11 protein-coding genes are annotated in these 17,422 nt (G+C 50.9%); 6 read left to right on the forward strand and 5 right to left on the reverse strand.

Going from position 1 to position 17,422, the window contains the following annotated elements; all coding sequences use genetic code 11:
* Window positions 1–74: 74 nt before the first annotated feature.
* The gene (locus tag ABYK60_RS02970) at window positions 75–1,154 is read right to left on the reverse strand and encodes a methyltransferase (protein ID WP_372870434.1); all 1,080 of its coding nucleotides are present in this window, start codon (window positions 1,152–1,154) and stop codon (window positions 75–77) included.
* A gap of 163 nt (window positions 1,155–1,317) precedes the next feature.
* On the reverse strand, window positions 1,318–3,573 hold the full coding sequence (locus ABYK60_RS02975) for an aminotransferase class V-fold PLP-dependent enzyme (protein WP_372870435.1): 2,256 nt from the start codon (window positions 3,571–3,573) through the stop codon (window positions 1,318–1,320).
* A 283-nt stretch (window positions 3,574–3,856) separates the two neighbouring features.
* On the opposite strand from ABYK60_RS02975, the gene ABYK60_RS02980 reads away from it, so the two are divergent.
* A complete protein-coding gene (locus tag ABYK60_RS02980) occupies window positions 3,857–4,522 on the forward strand; it encodes a TetR/AcrR family transcriptional regulator (protein ID WP_372870436.1) in 666 nt (221 codons plus the stop codon).
* A 73-nt stretch (window positions 4,523–4,595) separates the two neighbouring features.
* Here the strand turns inward: ABYK60_RS02980 and cysK are convergent, their stop codons facing one another.
* Complete coding sequence (cysK, locus tag ABYK60_RS02985) at window positions 4,596–5,564, reverse strand: cysteine synthase A (protein ID WP_372870437.1); 969 nt, start codon at window positions 5,562–5,564, stop codon at window positions 4,596–4,598.
* Between the two features lie 206 nt (window positions 5,565–5,770).
* Here cysK and ABYK60_RS02990 point away from each other — a divergent pair, with 206 nt between their 5' ends.
* Genes ABYK60_RS02990 through ABYK60_RS03000 form a run of 3 tightly spaced genes read left to right on the forward strand, consistent with a single transcriptional unit; the run spans window position 5,771 to window position 9,239 of the window.
* Window positions 5,771–6,880, forward strand: a complete 1,110-nt coding sequence (locus tag ABYK60_RS02990; RefSeq protein WP_372870438.1) for an RDD family protein — start codon at window positions 5,771–5,773, stop codon at window positions 6,878–6,880.
* Window positions 6,873–7,997, forward strand: coding sequence for a beta-ketoacyl-ACP synthase III (locus ABYK60_RS02995; RefSeq protein WP_372870439.1), 1,125 nt, complete (start codon window positions 6,873–6,875; stop codon window positions 7,995–7,997). The genes ABYK60_RS02990 and ABYK60_RS02995 overlap by 8 nt, the downstream gene beginning before the upstream one ends.
* A gap of 12 nt (window positions 7,998–8,009) precedes the next feature.
* A complete protein-coding gene (locus ABYK60_RS03000) occupies window positions 8,010–9,239 on the forward strand; it encodes a diguanylate cyclase (protein ID WP_372870440.1) in 1,230 nt (409 codons plus the stop codon).
* 12 nt (window positions 9,240–9,251) lie between these two features.
* Here the strand turns inward: ABYK60_RS03000 and ABYK60_RS03005 are convergent, their stop codons facing one another.
* Together ABYK60_RS03005 and cysZ are read right to left on the reverse strand one after the other, a co-directional pair.
* Window positions 9,252–11,594 carry a DUF5916 domain-containing protein gene (locus ABYK60_RS03005; protein ID WP_372870441.1) on the reverse strand — a complete coding sequence of 781 codons (2,343 nt, stop codon included), beginning with the start codon at window positions 11,592–11,594 and terminating at the stop codon, window positions 9,252–9,254.
* 169 nt (window positions 11,595–11,763) lie between these two features.
* Window positions 11,764–12,558 carry a sulfate transporter CysZ gene (cysZ, locus tag ABYK60_RS03010; RefSeq protein ID WP_372870442.1) on the reverse strand — a complete coding sequence of 265 codons (795 nt, stop codon included), beginning with the start codon at window positions 12,556–12,558 and terminating at the stop codon, window positions 11,764–11,766.
* Window positions 12,559–12,835: 277 nt separating this feature from the next.
* On the opposite strand from cysZ, the gene ABYK60_RS03015 reads away from it, so the two are divergent.
* Both ABYK60_RS03015 and zipA read left to right on the forward strand, forming a co-directional pair.
* Window positions 12,836–16,279 carry a chromosome segregation protein SMC gene (locus tag ABYK60_RS03015; protein ID WP_372870443.1) on the forward strand — a complete coding sequence of 1,148 codons (3,444 nt, stop codon included), beginning with the start codon at window positions 12,836–12,838 and terminating at the stop codon, window positions 16,277–16,279.
* A 23-nt stretch (window positions 16,280–16,302) separates the two neighbouring features.
* Complete coding sequence (gene zipA, locus ABYK60_RS03020; RefSeq protein WP_372870444.1) at window positions 16,303–17,364, forward strand: cell division protein ZipA; 1,062 nt, start codon at window positions 16,303–16,305, stop codon at window positions 17,362–17,364.
* Window positions 17,365–17,422 lie beyond the last annotated feature (58 nt).

Genomic DNA, 17,422 nt, shown 5'->3' on the forward strand with positions numbered 1-17,422 from the left:
CTGATGAGGCCTATTGTAGATTTGTTATGGTGATAATTATATTTGATTCATTTTATTTGGATGGTAAGCATTCCTTACTTCTTGGTGCAACAAAGCAGACTGTGACCAAGGCCTATACCGTGCTGCTGCCAGTCAATGCTAAGCCCTGCCTTATCTATCAGTTCAATAAACACCTTTGAGTGATACATGCGACTGTTGCCATTGGCGATGGCGGTAAAGTAGAGACTGGTGGCATTGATACAGTAGGCTGATGCTGCATTCGGCTGTTTATCCCAAAAGGTTTCCAGAATGAAAAGCTTGCTGTCCAGAGTCATTGCGTTGGCGGTATGTTTTAGAATATTCAGGATCTGTTTCTTGCTGAAACAATCGAGGAACTGACTCATCCAATATATGTCGGCCCCTTCTACAAAGGCCGGATTTGACTCCAGTAAGTTTGTCTCCAAATACTGAATACGTTTAACCAGATCCGCTCCAGAGCAGGCGCGTCGGGCCAGTGCAATTTGCTGCGGTAAATCCATTATGGTGACCTGCACATGGTTGTCATAAGAGCAGCAGCTCCGTGCCCACTTACCGGTATTGCCGCCAATATCCACCAGATGAGCCGGTTTATCTGCCAGCACTAATGGCAGCAAAGTATCGAAGGCATGGTCGGAATAAAATTGGTCGAAACTGAACCAGCTTTCTTTGGCAGCTTCAGGCAGTGACGACAATGCAGGGTAGAGGGTTTTCCAATCACCAAACTGTGTGAGTCCTTCGGGTTTGCCGGTAAGAAGGGCTTGTTCCAGCGAAAACATACCCTGATAACAAATGTGGTGCATGAAGTTCAGGTTGGTGCGGGTCATCTCATCGTGCAGTAAAAAGTGGCCGGTCTTATCCAGATGGAAATACTCGCCCTCCTGCCAAATCAACCCCATACTCATCCCCATATCCAGCAGTACACCGAGCCCATAGTCACTGATGGGTTTTGAACTGCCTTTAGGTGTAGCGGCCAGCGCTGTCCGACTTGTTCCGCCACTGATATCTATGGCTGCTAAAATGCCAAACTCAATCAGGCAGCGGGCTACCTGAAAGCTGACAGGTGCAAAGGCAATTTTTTGGGCTTCAAACTTGGCATCGAATGCATGTATGGATTTCGGATGATTGTAGAAATGCATGGGTTGGCCTTGAGCAGCAAAGCGTTCTTTTTATCAGTCTGCATTCATGGTCAATATTGATCTGGGCCAAAGAGATGCTTTGTTTCACGTACATTTGTGCAGTATTGGGGAGCCAGGCACAAAAAAAGCGCCCTTAAGGCGCTTTTTTACTAAGCCTGTGCCCTCATTCCCGGCACAGGGCGTAGCCACCTGCAACATGCGCGATGGAGCGGAAGCCGAAGCGTTCCAGCGCGCGTGCAGCGACTGCCGAGCGACTTCCACTGCGACATATGAGCACCAAAGGTTTGCTGCGAGCATCAGTCTCTCTTGCGACAAAGCCCGCCAGGCGTGTCAGCGGCACATTAATGCAGCGACTTTCGCGATGGGAAAGCTTGAATTCGTGTGGTTCACGAATATCCAGTACCAAAGCACTTTCATTATCAGCCAATAACGCTTCCAGTTGCTCTTTTGAATATTCAACTACGCCTTTGCCAGCCGCACAGGAACTGTAGGCGCCGCACATGATGGTTTCTCCCTGCTTATCTTCAAGGGTGGCATCCATGGCATCTTTACGACGGATAAAGCCAGCTTCATCGATGGTGCTTTTCAGTACTTCGGCCAATAAAGGAGAGTGAGACACTTCAACTGAAAAGTTGGTGAAAAAATCATTGTGATAATCGTGAGATGACAACAACAGGGTCTCATCGCCAAGGAGCACGTGCAGTCGCTTTAAGCTTTGGAACAGTGCCTTGGTGGAAGAGGATGGGAAGTTGCTTCGGCCAATGCTACCCGGCAGCACTGTGTCACCGACAAAAGCGAACATCAATTTGTCGTTGTTATCAATAAGAATAAGAGTTTGGCTGTCGTCGGTATGCCCGGGGCTTGCCAGCCGCAAAAGCCGCTTGTTACCCACCGGGATGTATTCAAACTCTTCTCCCTGCCACAGGCAGGTTTCAGCACGTTTTGGCCAGCCGAGAAATGAGCATTCTTCGTTGAGCTTCAATGCAGACACAATGTCATCACGGTTGCTGTGGTGATCGCCGTGGCCGTGGGTGTCTATGACGCCGATAACTGGCAACTCCTGGCAATGAACCAGATCCAGCAAGCGTTTTTTCAGTGCGGGCAGAGGATCGACTATCAGAGTTTGGCGACTGTCAGGGTCAGTATACAGCCAACAGCAGGCGCCATTATCTTTTAACTGAACCAGACCGGAAAGAGGCTCTCTGTCTGCCTCGGTTCGGCGTGAGTCCAGCGCCAATAAACAGGAGTGGGTCAGGGAAGATGCGGCTTCTATGATGCGGTCACAGGCATTGTTGAGTTCAGTTTCTGTCATCGCCGGGCCAAAGGACATACGGATCGCCGACTCGCTTTGCCAGCGGGGTAAACCCATGGCATCCAGTACAAAACTGCCGGTCACCTTAGAGCTGCAGGCTGAGCCGGAACTGACCCGTATATCCGCTGCATCAAACAGATCCATGATTTCCTTGCTGGAAAATCCCGGAACGGCAAAGTTTAGCGTGGTTGGTACAGAGTTTTCCAAACTGTGGTTAAGTTCGACCTTACCAAATGCCTGTTGTAGTGCTTCCAATAAACGTAAACGATAACGTGCAAGGGTGGCTTTATCGACGAATCTGGTATTGCCGTCGCCATTGAGCATATCGAGCACAACCTTCAGCGCAGCCATGGCAGGCAGGTTTTCGGTGCCGGAACGCAGACCTCCTTCCTGACCCCCACCTGCAATAAAAGGCGTAAAGGGTGCACCCTCACGGATATAAAGCATGCCAATGCCTTTTGGGGCATACAGCTTGTGACCACTGAAGGGCGCGTAGTCTATGCTGGTGCGGGCCAGTTCGAGGGGCAGTTTACCCAGAGCCTGCACACAATCGACCATCCAAAACACCTGAGGATTGGCTTGACGAATGCACAGTTCCAGTGCCTGCAGTTCCTGATATACACCGGTTTCGTTGTTCACCGCCATAGTGCAAATCAGCAGGGCATTTGGCGCTTTTTGGGCGATAAAATCAAAATCGAGTCGGCCTTGGCGGTCAACGGGGATTGCCAGTACAGCAGCGTTGAGGCCGAGCACTTTATTCCAGTGCTTCAGGGATTCGGGGACGGCTTTATGTTCGGTTGCGCCATATAAAATGCAGGCATCTTTGGAGACACCTTTATCTCTGGCTGCAACCAAGGCTGACAATATTGCGGTTTGAATGCCCTCGGTTGCGCCGCTGGTAAACACCAGTTTACCCGAACCGGATCCCAGATGTTTTCTGGCCGCAGCACGGGTATGTTCCATGAGCGCTTTGGCTTGAATACCAGTGATATGGCTGCTGGAGGGGTTGCCATAGAGGTGCTCCATGGCATCCATTGCGGCTTTGGCTGCGTCGGGCAATACCGGTGTGGTGGCATTGGCGTCCAGGTAAATGAGTGACTGTTTCATACTGTTTTCAATGCTCGTGCTGTATTAATATAGTTTTTAGTTATAAGTAATTCTGTTGGATTATATTAGCAGCTTTAAGAACAAGCTCAAGCGGGCGGAATAAATCAGTATAAGCGTGGGTAAAAAGGGATATTTATGGCATCACGTCTCAGAAAAACAGACTTTCACGGGCCCTTGTTTCAGCTAAACATCAACTGGCAACTGTTTAAAACCGGATTGTGAGGTTTTCCGTGAATAAACTTAGCGTTAGTATCTGCACATCCAAATCGGGGAAGTTTTCATCATGTTACAGCCATTACCTTATATAGGCCGTCAGGCCAGTCGCAGTGACGGTCAGGCTCGTCGGATTGCTATTTTGGAAGCAACCCTCAGACTGATAGTTGCCGAGGGGGTGAGAGGAGTAAGACATAGGGCGGTCGCCAAGCTGGCGGCTGTGCCATTGGCATCAACCACCTATTATTTTGGTGACATTAAAGAGCTTATCCATGATGCGCTGACTTTTCATGCACATAAGACCATGGTGGCCAATTTGGCGCTGGAACAACAAAGCTTCTCAGCGTTAAGTAGTTACAGTGCTGAAAGTTTGGCAAAGCCAGAACAGTTACAGGCCCTGAGGGACATGCTTACCGGGTTTATCTGCGGGCATATCAAGATGCAGGTAGCGGATAGGGATGAGCGCATTCTTGAAATGGCATTCCAGGAAGAAGCGCTGCGTAACCCGGTGTTGGCTGAAGCCATTATTCTGCTTGATGAAGCGATTTTGGTTCCGGTTACACAATTTTTTGCCCGGCTGGAACATGGTAATCCCGGTGTACCCGCCAGACAGATAATTGCGCTTATCCGCTTTTTGGAATATCGCTACAGTGTCAGGCAGTCTTTTGATGGGACAGAGTGTGAACTCAGTGTCAGAGATCTATTGAACCAGTTAATTGTCGCACCGGCGGTGTGAGTGTTTTTCGATATCAGCAAAAAGAAACAAAAAGCCCCGAGAATGCGGGGCTTTTTAATGGTGATGACTCAGATTATTGCACGTTTTCCTGGTCGCCAAACTGTCCCTGGAACAGCACAGACGACAGGTAGCGTTCTGCTGCCGATGGCAGGATTACTACAATGTTTTTGCCTTCAAACTCAGGCAGGGCGGCGATACGGTTTGCTGCCACGACGGCGGCCCCTGACGAAATGCCCACCAGAATGCCTTCCTCTTTCATCAGGCGGTGAGCCATCTCGATAGCGTCTTCGTTGGACACAGTTTCAACCCGATCGATGAGTTCCAGGTCCAGGTTTCCGGGGATAAATCCAGCGCCAATTCCCTGAATTTTGTGTGGTCCAGGTTGTACTGCCTCGCCTGCGAGAGTCTGGCTGATCACCGGTGAATCAGCTGGCTCCACTGCCACAGAGACAATGGCTTTGCCCTGTACGTTCTTGATGTAACGGCTGGTACCTGTGATGGTACCACCTGTGCCTACACCGGCTACCAGGATGTCCACTTCACCGTCGGTGTCGTTCCAGATCTCCGGACCCGTGGTTTTTTCATGGATTTCAGGGTTGGCCGGGTTATCGAATTGCTGCAGTAATACATATTTTTCCGGAGCTGACTGTCTGATTTCCTCAGCCTTTTCGATGGCACCTTTCATGCCCTTGGCACCTTCAGTCAGTACCAGATTGGCACCGAGAGCTTTGAGAAGTTTGCGGCGCTCCAGGCTCATGGTATTGGGCATGGTCAAAGTCAGCTTATAACCGCGAGCTGCGGCCACATAAGCAAGGGCGATACCTGTATTGCCAGAGGTAGGCTCAATCAGCTCCTTGTCTTTGGTCAGCACGCCACGCTTTTCGGCATCCCAGATCATGTTTGCACCAATACGGCACTTAACTGAAAAGCTGGGGTTACGGGCTTCCACCTTGGCCAATACCTTGCCGTTACTGACGCGGTTGAGGCGGACCAGCGGGGTATTACCGATTGTGTACGAGTTGTCTTCAAAAATTTTGCTCATGGAATGCCGCTCCTGTGACGTTATTGCATTAAAGCATAATCGCTGTGGCGTCATTTAGAAGTGATTGTTTGTTCTTCTTTATTCCATTTAGCTATTAAGTGCGTGTTTTTTATTCGCGAAGGCTGATTGGTTGATTTTGGGTTTGTGTTAACCTCAACCCAATAATAACAAGGCTGTTTATTTAGCTACAGCCGATGGACATGCCCATGACAGAAACCAACAACGTCATTCCCGTGGCCCGGACCACAGTAAAAGATCCGCGGACCATTATTACACCCCATGCCTTCAGTGTGGCGGAAGCGTTGCTGTATACGCCGCTTGCCTCCCCGTTAAAACGCGCCATTGCCGTAGGGATTGACGGGTTGTTGATCACCATATTGGCCGAAGAGGCAGGGATTGTGTTTGTGCTATTGGTGCTGGCGACATCCTATTTGGCCAGGCGGCTGGGAAACATAGGACGTTGGGCAAAAATTAGTGTGTATGCACTGATGACGCTCGTTGTTATTTATGGTGTTTTTGAAAACTTTAACCGTACTGAGAGTAGCTATAATCCCAATATCACCGGCCCTCAGGCAGTTTCACTTATACCGTCGGTGATTTCGTTAAGCTTGTGCGAAACTCAGGAATGTGCCGAGTTAAAGGCAGGCTCTCTGGTCAGGGAGCTTGCCGCTACCGACATGGTCAGAGAAGAAGCAGAAGCCATGCTGGCGGGCGCTCTGGATGAGTTGGCAATAGACGGATTTGATGCCTTGGCATTAAAGAAAAGCCTTATGCCCCAATTAGCGGATTTACCCTCAACCACAGAGATAGATACCGCAACACAACAGCGGCAAGACAACCGCGATGACGGTGATAGGGCACAACTTCAGCCTGAAGCCAGTAAAAACGCGAATCATTCGGTCGGCGATGGTACCCATGACGATACCAACGCAGAAGACCGACCGTCACAATACAGTGTGATTGAATGGGCAAAAGGCATTTTAAATGATTTGGGGCTGGGATTTGGTTGGGCTGCTTTCTACTTTACCGTGTTTACTGCCTGGTTTGATGGACAGACACTGGGTAAAAAACTCATGGGGATAAGGGTGATATCTTTAGATGGTTCTAAACTGGGGCTATGGGCTGCCTTTGGCCGCTATGGCGGTTATGGTGCAGGATTTGCCACCGGGTTGATGGGATTTTTGCAGATTTTTTGGGATGCAAATCGGCAGGCCATTCAGGACAAAATATCTGCAACCGTGGTTATCGACTTAACCAAACCACGGAAACCGCCGGAGGTGCCGGTATCGACCAGTCAAGAGGTGAACCATGGATAATAGTATTGTCATTAGCGGAACAGGTCTCTTTACTCCACCGGAAAGCATCAGTAATGAAGAGCTGGTTGAAAGTTTTAATGCCTTTGTTGATCTTTTTAACCGACAGCACGAGGGTGAAATTTCCAGTGGACATGTGGAGCCGCTGGCCTATTCTTCCTGTGAGTTCATAGAAAAAGCGTCTGGCATTAAACACAGGTATGTGATGGTAAGGGACGGAATTCTCGACCCTGAAATTATGATGCCACTGATGGACGAAAGAGCTGCAGATTCATTGTCAGTGCAAGCCGAAATGGGATTGCTGGCGGCACAGCAGGCACTGGCTGAAGCAGACCTTGATGCGGCTGATATTGATTTGGTGATTGTGGCCTGCGCCTATACGCAAAGAGCCTATCCGGCAGTAGCCATAGAAATTCAGCAGGCACTGGGATGCCGTGGATTTGGTTTTGACATGCAGGTAGCCTGCAGCTCTGCGACGTTTGGTGTGTCAGCTGCGCAGGGGCTGATACAACAGGGGGCCGCGTCCAGGGTATTGGTGATAAGTCCCGAAATCTGCTCGGCACAAGTCAACTACCGTGACCGGGACAGCCACTTCATCTTTGGTGATGTGGCGACAGCCATGGTTGTTGAGCGTTTACAGGGGTGTCGCAGTCATCTGCCGTTGCAGATAATCGGCCAACGCTGCATAACAGAATATTCAAATAACATCCGCAGTAATTTTGGTTTTCTGAATCGATGTACTCCGGCAACTGCGTATGCCGCGGATAAACTGTTTCATCAACAGGGCCGCAAAGTATTCAAAGAGTTGTTGCCCATGATCTACAGTCATCTGGATAGCCAGTTTGCTGATGCAGGCCTTGAGCCGGCAATGATGAAGCGCCTGTGGTTACACCAAGCCAACATCAATATGAATCAATTTGTTGTGAAAAAATTGCTGGGTGAGGATGTGCCCCCTGACATGGCGCCTATCGTGTTGGATACTTATGCCAATACGGCATCCGCGGGCTCTGTTATTGCATTACATAAGTGCAGAGAGGGGTTACGCAGTGGCGATATGGGGCTGTTATGCTCATTCGGAGCCGGTTATTCCATAGGAAGCATCATTTTAAAAACAGTCTAAGGAGTTCTGATTTTGCGAATCTTGTTGGTCGAAGACAGCAATATCGTTGTCAGATTGCTCAAACATATGCTGACTCAGTTGCTTGATTGCACCGTTGATGTTGCCCCCAATCTGGCCGTGGCCAAACAGTTACTTGGGCAAAACAGTTATTTTGCGGCGGTGACGGATCTTAATTTACCCGATGCACCACATGGTGAAAGCGTCGAGTTGGTACTTGGCAGCCGTACTCCCTGTATCGTATTGACAGGGAGTCTGGATGCCAAACAGCGCAAGCGTCTGCTGCAATTGGGGATTGTGGATTACGTCTATAAAGAAAACCGCTTCAGCTATGAATATGTGGTCAAGCTTATCAGTACCCTGAACCGAAACCGCCACACCAAGGTGCTGGTTGCTGATGACTCACGGGTCAGCCGGAATTTTGTGCGTAATCTGCTTGAACTGCATCTGTTTGAAGTATTGGAAGCCGAAGATGGTGCCAAGGCTCTTGAAGTACTTGAGCGGGAATCAGGGATCAGGCTGTTGATAGCCGATTACAACATGCCCGGCATTGATGGGTTTGAGCTCATCTTAAAAGTTCGTGAAAAGTTTGCCCGTGAAGAAATGGTTATCATAGGTTTGTCCAATGACACCGATGAGACACTTTCCGCCAGGTTTATCAAAAATGGCGCGAATGACTTTTTACAAAAACCTTTTGTCCACGAGGAGTTCCACTGCCGTGTCAGTAATACTCTCGAATCGTTGGAAATGATCCGCAAGCTGTGGGAACAGGCGAATCTTGATTACCTTACAGGCGTGTATAACCGTCGCTATTTTTTCGATAAAGTCAGTCCACAGGCACAGCAGGGTGGCGGCTTTTCCATTGCGTTGATGGATATTGATTTCTTCAAAAAGGTGAACGATACCCACGGCCACGATATCGGTGACGAAGTGCTCAAAGAGTTCGCCCGTCGAATGAAAGCGGCGTTTGGGCAGCATTTCACATTGGCAAGATTCGGCGGTGAGGAGTTCGTTGTTGCCCTGAAGGGACTGGACAGCGAGAGAGCCATGACGCTGATGGACGGGTTTCGTTCCAAGCTTGCCCAGGTGCCGTTTCAATTTGGCGAGTTAACCCTGTCGCTGACAGTGAGCATTGGTGTCGCTGAGTTTGCTGGTGATAGCCTGGATAATATGATGAAAAGAGCGGATTTGGCGCTGTACGAAGCCAAAACACAGGGACGCAACCAAACGTGTATTGCGTCCTAGTGCAGGTTTTGGTCAGAGTATGAACGCGTAGCTTACCTTCATGAACAGCGTCTGTTCAGTTCGGGTCAGCCCCGGGAAATCCTCGTCGGCTCGCATGCCATCTGCATAGCCGAGATAAAACACACTCAAAGGATTTACCTTGTAGCCGTACAACAATTCAGTACCCAGATCTTCGTATTTGGCGCTTGGATTGCCGTAAAGGTACAACGAAGGGTCCCGGTTAATGTGGGTGTAGATGCTGGACAGGCGAATAAAACTTTCGACACTGAGCTGCCAGTTAAGTCGCAAATCTGTCAGATTGGCCGTTAATAGCCTGCCATCATCTACATCCAGCCCAAAATAGTCATGGTTCACATCCAATACCAGGCTATCGGTAATTTTCAGTTCAAGCTGACCGCTGGCTCTCAAACTGGTGCCGGGCCTGTTATTGTGAAAGTCGACTTCGTCACCCCATGATGCGGAAATGCCACCTCCTATCCAGGGTAACGGGTTAATGTTTGCCTCAGCCCACAGTCGGGTTTCATTAAACAGGGTGGTGTTGCCTTCAATGGCCAACGAACTTGCATCGTGGCGCCTCCCAACTTTTTCACGGGTCACCCAGCCGCCGCCCAGCCAGCTTTGCCAACCGCCCCGGGTAAAAAGATAGCCCTCGAGTTCCTGTTCAATTTTTTCGCCATTTTGGTTTTGGGTGATGTCCCAATCACCACCCAATTCCACTTCGTTGAACCAGCTATCAGTTGGATACCAAATATAGCCACCGCCTACCACGGCTCTGCGCTGGTCAACTTTTTCAATAAAACCAAGGTCGGCACGAAAATCTTCGCTGACTGACTCATAATCAGCTCGGACATAATAATTGCGGGTGGCATGTTTATAATTCAGACGGTACATTTCGCCGCCAAAAGCGCCATCCTTGAAAGTGCGAAGCACTCGCTCATTTACATTGCAATTATCCAGACTGCACTCATCACTGGGCAGGCAGTCTTCGTCAGAACCACAAAAATCGCGATAAAGATCTTCCGGGTATTCGGTATCTGACGTGGCAAACTGGGCAATAAAGGTATCCTGGGCTGTCGGTTGATATTTGATATCTCCGGACACCACCAGATTGTGGTAGTTGTCGCTCTGTTTACCGGTTACCACGGCACCCAATGCCAGGGTTTCACTGCTGGTATACAGATACCGTCCGGCAAGGTTGTGGCTGGTATCGTCAATGTTTGCGACTGAGGAGCTCAGGTTACCGGGTACCAAAAAATGGCTGCCGGTGTCGTTGGCGCCCAGGAAGGCGAAGGTGTGGTTTTCTGATTTGTGGGTGAACTTAACACCATAGTCTGGATCTGAGATATTGCGTGTGTGCAGCAGTGGTAGTTGGGAGTCAAAATAATCTTTATTATCAAGGAAAAACGATCGTTTTTCTTCGAGGAACAGGGTGAAGTTTGAATTGACGTTAAGCTGACCTGCATCGGCCTCAACCTGTGAAAAGTCAGGGTTTATGGTGGCATTGAGCAGTGATGATGGAGTGATGGCCCAGCGAAGATCCAAACCGGCTTCCACGTTTTCATCCTGCTGCCATTCGCTACCGGGGCTCGGGCTGCGCTCGCGGCTGCCCGTGGTGACCAGCGAAGGGGTGAGTTGCAGTCCGTTTCCGAGATCCACCGACTCAAAACCATTGATAACGCCCAGTTGACATAGTTGGCAGTTGTTGGAGCGGGATATCTGATGAGTCGACAAGCGGTGTTCTGCATCTCGGGGATAAAATCTAATCAGTTCAAATCCCCACGTTTTTTTGCCCGGAGTATCTTCAAAGCTGAGTTGGGACAGGGGGATGGCGACCTCAACCTGATAACCCGTGTCGGTGACACGGCCTGAGCTTTCCCAAATTCCGTCCCATGCGGCACTTTCGCTTTTGTTAAGTTCATTTTCGATTGAGTCGAATTGCACGCCCAGTGGATTGATAAAAAACTGGTATGCCAACCGCGCATTGTTAAAGGTGTCGAGTTTTATGCCCACCATATCTTCGCCCCAGATATCATCCCTGGGGCGTAGATGTGCTCTGATAGCACCCGGGTCAGGATCGTCAGCAATAAAGGCCACATATAAGGTGGTATCGGTGGCAAACAATTTTGCCCTTGTTCTGACCGGTGCCGGCGCATTTTCTGCTGGACGGGTTTCATACTTCAGCTCGGCTTCGGCGGCGCTGGCCCACACCGCATCCGACAAATCGCCGTCAATGGCCGCGGGTTCCGTCAGATAGGGGATCTGCAGCGAAAACTGTTCTGAGTTGCCTGCAGTACCGGAAAAAGACTGGATGCATAAGGTAAGCAGGGCACCTGCCTTCATAAGGAATCTGGACAAAATTATCTAATCCTTGATTTTATTGGTATCAGAAGTCGGCCAATTGTACTTAAGCTGACAGAGCCAAACACTCGGGATTTGTTACAAATTATAAGTGAAGGTAAACAAATACAATGCCCGCAGGAAGCGGGCATTGTGGAGGTTCGGCAATCAACAGGCTTTTAGGGAATTATTCCGGTGCTATGCCCGGATGACGATAGGCTTCGCGATACTTATCAACCCACATGGCGGTAGCACCGCAAATGGCCACCGGCATCACAATAAAATTCACGATGGGGATCATCGAAAACACAGTGACTGCGGCACCAAAACTCATGCTGGTGCCCTTGGTTTGCCTGAGGGCGAAGCGCATATCGTCAAAAGGCACCTTATGGTTGTCGAACGGGTAATCGCAATATTGAATGGCCATCATCCAACTGCTGAATAAAAACCACAACACAGGCGCGGCGGTTTGCCCAAGCAGCGGTACCCAAAACAGCAGCAAAAACAGAATGGCACGGGGTAAATAGTATTTAAGCTTTAACCATTCCCGGCCCAGGATACGCGGCAAATCCTTCATTAAATCCATGGTGGTGCCTGTATTCATGGGCTTGCCGGTAATCAGCTGCTCTACTTTTTCGGCCAATAGGCCATTGAAAGGTGCCGCAAGCCAGTTCATCACCGAGCTGAACACAAAGGCCATTACCACCAACATGGCAAGTACGGCCATGGGCCACAACAGAAAATTCAACCAGGAGAGGTATTCGGGCAGTTGGCCGCTCACATAGGCGAAGAGTTCATCGAGTTTGCCAAGTGCGTAATAAAAGGCACTGGCAAACAGCAGCATATTGATAAGCAAAGGCACAAACACAAAGGTTCGCAGGCCGGGACGACGGATAAGGCTAAAGCCATCCATAAAGTAATTGAACCCGCTCTTGGCTTGTACAGCAGTGCTTCGGGCAGAAGAAAGCGAGGGGCGTGACATAGAACGTCGGTTCCAAGCAGTTGTGTTTGCAGGCATTGTGAGACAGTTCCTTGGGCAGGGGCAAGGGTTAATTTGTCGCTAATTACTTCAAATGCGCTTCAGGCGCATTCAATTGGTGCTGATTGCGCTAATTTGACCGATAAAAACGTTACATATTCAAAAAGGCTTTGGTAAAGTTGGCTGCAAATAACATGAGTGATGCACCCCGCGCCGGGCGTAGTGTTCACCTTTTGCAGTCGAGCCTGAATCGGGCTCGCGAGGCGATTTGACTGGCATTATGAGACTGAAACAAATAAAACTTGCTGGCTTCAAGTCGTTTGTCGACCCAACGAAGATCCCCTTTCCCAACCCCCTCACTGCCATTATTGGTCCCAATGGCTGCGGAAAATCCAATGTGATAGATGCCGTACGCTGGGTACTGGGCGAAAGCTCTGCCAAGCACCTGCGCGGTGACTCCATGACCGACGTTATCTTCAACGGCTCCAGTGCCCGCAGGCCAGTTTCGGTGGCCAGCGTAAAACTGGTGTTCGATAACCGGGAGGGTCGCTTGGGGGGGCAGTACGCCAGTTATGAAGAAATCGCCGTTAAACGTCAGGTGAGCCGCGAAGGAGAGTCTCTCTACTTTCTGAACGGCCAGAAATGCCGCCGCAAAGATATTACCGATCTCTTTATGGGCACAGGTCTTGGTCCCCGCAGCTATGCCATTATTGAGCAGGGGATGATCTCGCGGCTGATTGAGTCTCGCCCACAGGAACTCAGGGTATTTATTGAAGAGGCCGCCGGTATTTCCCGCTATAAGGAGCGGCGCCGCGACACTGAAAACCGCATTCGTCATACCCGCGAAAACCTGGAGCGCCTTGGCGATATCCGGCTAGAACTTGGCAAACAACTAGACAAGCTTGCCATTCAGGCTGAGGCAGCCAAACGTTATCGGGAATATAAGCAATCGGAACGTACAACCCATGCTCAGCTGTTGGTGATGCGCTATCAGGAGTTAAGCGATCAAACAGGGCTGCTCGATGGTGAGATAGCGCAGCAGCAGTTTTTACTGGCGGCAGCAAAAAACACCCTGGCCACATCTGATGCCAACCTTGAGACAGCACGTCAGGGACTCGCCCTGCTGGTAGATGATGAGCAGCAAAGCCTGGAGGCCTATTATCAGGCTGGAACCGAAGTAGCGCGGCTTGAGCAGCAGTTGTCAAACATTGATGAGCGTTCTAAAAGCCTGCAGAGCCGCCTGGAAGGCTTAAGCCGCGATATGCTTGCTCTGGATGAAAGCAATCGTGAGCTTGCCGATGCTAAAGATACATTAAGCCTTGCCGTTGAAGCCCAGCAACAGCAGTTGCTCACCCTGGAAGAAACTCAGGAAGCCTGGAGTCAGAGCGCCTTCGATGCCGATGAAGCGCTGGAACTGGTTCGGGGCGAAGTTGTACAGGCTGAGCGGGCACAGGCAAGCCTTAAGTCGCAAAAAGAACTCACAGGGCAGCGGCTTGAGCATCTTCGTCACAGTATTGATGAGCGAACCCATAGCCTTGCGGGTTACCGAGAGCAGCTTGTAAGCCTTGGTGAGGATGAAAGCGCCATATCCTGTAATAGTACAGTTGACGATGCACTGACCTATGCTGTCGACATTTCCCCGGATGCGCCGCCAGAGACCGATTTAGGGGGGGAGCAAGCGGCTCTCGACGCGGCTGCAGCTGCGGTAAAAGCAGCGCAAGCAAGGTTGGCCGAGGTTGATAATCACATTGCGGCCAAATCCCGGGAACTGAGTGAAGTACGTGGCCGGCTATCGGTACTCACCCGTCTGCTGAGTGAAGACAGTGGCAGCGGCCGAAAACTGTGGCAGTGCCTTGAGGTCGAGCCCGGTTGGGAAGCCGCCGCCGAGTTGCTGCTTGGCCGCTTGTTAGATGCGCCGGTGACCGAGCAGACTCCTGACGCAATTGCCCCGGGCTTTGTTCGACAGACACCTTCCCAATGGGGCGTGATTGGCGCCGACGTCAACCTTGCGCCATGGCTTGACGGTGTGCAGTTTGCCGAGAGTTTAAGCGATGCCCGTGCCAGGCTTTGTCAACTGGATACCCATGGACTGATTCTATGCCGAGAGGGCTTGCTGGTGGGGCAGGGTTTTGTGCTGTCCAATCAAAGCGCTGGCACTGATAAGGTCGCGCTTCGCAGCGAAGCAGAGGCGCTGGCGCAAGAGGTGAAAAGGCTTGAGGCTGAGCTTGCTTCCCATGGAAGTGAGTCTGCCGGGGCAAGTCGCATACTGGAGGCAAATACTGCAGATCTGAAAGCTGCCGAGCTTGCGTTAAGTGATGCCAAACAAAATGCTGAGCGTGCCCGGATGCGCTGGGAGGCCCGGCGGGAAAGCCTGAGGCAAGCGGCCAGACAGCGGGAGTTTGTCAGCACGCAAATCGCCAGGCTGGCCGCCCAGCAGCAGGATGCCTTACTTGAACTTGAAGTGGCGGATGAGTCGCTGATGCAGCAAGAAGAAGCGCTGGAGGAAGCCAGTGGCCACTTGGCCGTGCTGGCTGAAAAGCAGGCATCTGCCCGGCGCTTAGCCGACGAACGAAAAGCGTCGCTCGCCAATCTTGAGTCCCAACTGGGTCAGGTTCGCGCCAGGCGCGGTGAACTTGCCACCGAGCTTGCATTGATAAGCCAAAAACTGCAGGCAGGTCAGGCTGAGCTTGGTAAACTTACCGAGCAAAGAGGGGCTGTGCTGACTGAACTTGGCCAGCAGGAACTGCGTGAGCAGGACACTGACCGCAGCGGTTTGTCCCAGCGGCTGCGGGAAACACTTGCGATGCAGCAAAGCCGCCAAACTACGCTGGCGGAAAACCGCAGCCGCCAGGCCGCGCTGCAGGAACAGATAGATGCTTTACTATTGAAGCAAAAACAAGAAGTTGGCAAGATAGACCACTTGACTCATACCCTCGAATCGTTAAAGCTACGGCGTGAAGGTTTAAAGGGGCAGGCGGAAACCCAATTAGCGCAATTGGCCGAGGCCAATATCCGTCTTACTGACGTGACGCCGGGACTCCCTGCACATGCGTCGGTGGATGAGTGGCAACAGCAACTTGAAAAGTTGCGGGGCAAGATTAGCCGCCTCGGCGCCATTAACCTTGCAGCCATTGAAGAGTATGATGAGGCGCGCGAGCGTAAAGATTACCTTGATGGTCAGGATGCGGATTTAAATCAGGCACTTGAAAGCCTGGAAGAGGCGATACGTAAAATCGATCGTGAAACCCGCAGCCGCTTTAAAACTACGTTTGAGCAGGTTAATGCCGATTTGGGTATGCTGTTTCCCAAAGTGTTTGGCGGCGGCAGTGCTTATCTGGCACTGACAGATGATGATTTATTGGAGACCGGGGTCACCATCATGGCTCGGCCTCCCGGCAAAAAGAACTCCACAATCCACCTGTTATCGGGTGGTGAAAAAGCGCTGACCGCTTTATCATTGGTGTTTGCCATTTTCAGGTTGAATCCAGCCCCATTTTGTATGCTCGATGAAGTCGATGCGCCGCTGGATGATGCCAACGTTGACCGATTCTGCCGTTTGTTGCAGGAAATGTCGGCCAGCGTGCAGTTTATCTATATCAGCCACAATAAAATTACCATGGAGATGGCTGATCAGTTAGTTGGTGTGACCATGCATGAGCCAGGCGTATCCCGCATAGTGGCGGTCGATATCGAAGAAGCCGTGGCCATGGCGCACGCAGATTGAATTCAGGAAAGACAGGGTATCCAATGGAAGATTTGCAACTGGTTATTTTCGTTATCGGCGCTATCGCTATTCTCGTGGTTCTAATCCATGGATTTTGGTCTATCCGAAAGCAGCAACCCCGCTCACTCAAAGAACAACCTCGAAATCCTTATGCCATGTCTCCCGGGCGTCGCGATGCAGAAGGGTTTGATGCTGATGGTATTGGCGAAGTGCGGGTTCGCAAAGTACAGGCCGATGACAAGCCTGGCAATGAGTCTGCGCAATCTGCGCCTGTCTTTGGCAAAGCACACAAAATCCGTGCCGCTCACAAGCCTGCTGCTGTGGCTGAAACCAGCGCCGAGACAGCTCAACCTGAAGCTGAACCAGAGCCAGAGCCAGAATTCACCCTGAGCGATGAACCCAGGGTGCGCAGAGGCAAAGAGCGCCAAGAACCTATGTTTGGTCAGCAGCAGGCGACCGGAGATCAGGTTCAGTTGGGTTTGCTGGATGACTTGCCAGAGCCTCAGGTGGCAGATGACTATCGGGGCGATGAAGATGATGACGATCTCATTCACGCGCGCGCTACCGTGACTTCTCCGCAGAGTGCGGCGCATTCGGCAACTGTTGCACCGCAACAGCAAGCTGCGCCCAAGCAGGAACAAAAGCAGCAACAAAAGCAGGAAGACGTGCTGCCCGAGCCCCGTGATGTGTTGGTGCTGCATGTGGTTGCCCGTGAAGGGCAGGTGCTTGCGGGTGCTGAGTTGCTGCCGTGCCTGCTTGAACTGAATTTCAAATACGGTGATATGGAAATTTTCCATCGCCATGAAGATAACGCTGGTACTGGTAAGGTTCTGTTTTCAGTGGCTAATATGTTAAAACCAGGTATCTTCGACCCCGATACTATGGAGCAGTTCAATACCCATGGCATAGTGCTGTTTATGACCCTGCCATGTCATGGTGAGGCGGTAATGAACTTCTCGTTGATGCTGAACTCAGCCTGTCAGCTGGCGGACGATCTGGATGCGCTGGTGCTTGATGGGCAGCGTCAGCTGTGGAGCGATACCACCAAGGCCCAGTATCTCGCCCGTATCCGAGCCAATGCATAACAACTGATTGATTTACAAAGTGGGGCCGCATGAGCGGCCCCGCGCATTTCCAAGGTAC

This window comes from Shewanella sp., from assembly GCF_041630135.1.
In the GTDB taxonomy this organism is placed as follows: domain Bacteria; phylum Pseudomonadota; class Gammaproteobacteria; order Enterobacterales; family Shewanellaceae; genus Shewanella.

Bases quoted from the DNA above. Each gene is read 5' to 3' on its own strand.
- ABYK60_RS02970 (WP_372870434.1), bottom strand. From the start codon at position 1,154: ATGCATTTCTACAATCATCCGAAATCCATACATGCATTCGATGCCAAG.
- ABYK60_RS02975 (WP_372870435.1), bottom strand. From the start codon at position 3,573: ATGAAACAGTCACTCATTTACCTGGACGCCAATGCCACCACACCGGTA.
- ABYK60_RS02980 (WP_372870436.1), top strand. From the start codon at position 3,857: ATGTTACAGCCATTACCTTATATAGGCCGTCAGGCCAGTCGCAGTGAC.
- cysK (WP_372870437.1), bottom strand. From the start codon at position 5,564: ATGAGCAAAATTTTTGAAGACAACTCGTACACAATCGGTAATACCCCG.
- ABYK60_RS02990 (WP_372870438.1), top strand. From the start codon at position 5,771: ATGACAGAAACCAACAACGTCATTCCCGTGGCCCGGACCACAGTAAAA.
- ABYK60_RS02995 (WP_372870439.1), top strand. From the start codon at position 6,873: ATGGATAATAGTATTGTCATTAGCGGAACAGGTCTCTTTACTCCACCG.
- cysZ (WP_372870442.1), bottom strand. From the start codon at position 12,558: ATGTCACGCCCCTCGCTTTCTTCTGCCCGAAGCACTGCTGTACAAGCC.
- ABYK60_RS03015 (WP_372870443.1), top strand. From the start codon at position 12,836: ATGAGACTGAAACAAATAAAACTTGCTGGCTTCAAGTCGTTTGTCGAC.
- zipA (WP_372870444.1), top strand. From the start codon at position 16,303: ATGGAAGATTTGCAACTGGTTATTTTCGTTATCGGCGCTATCGCTATT.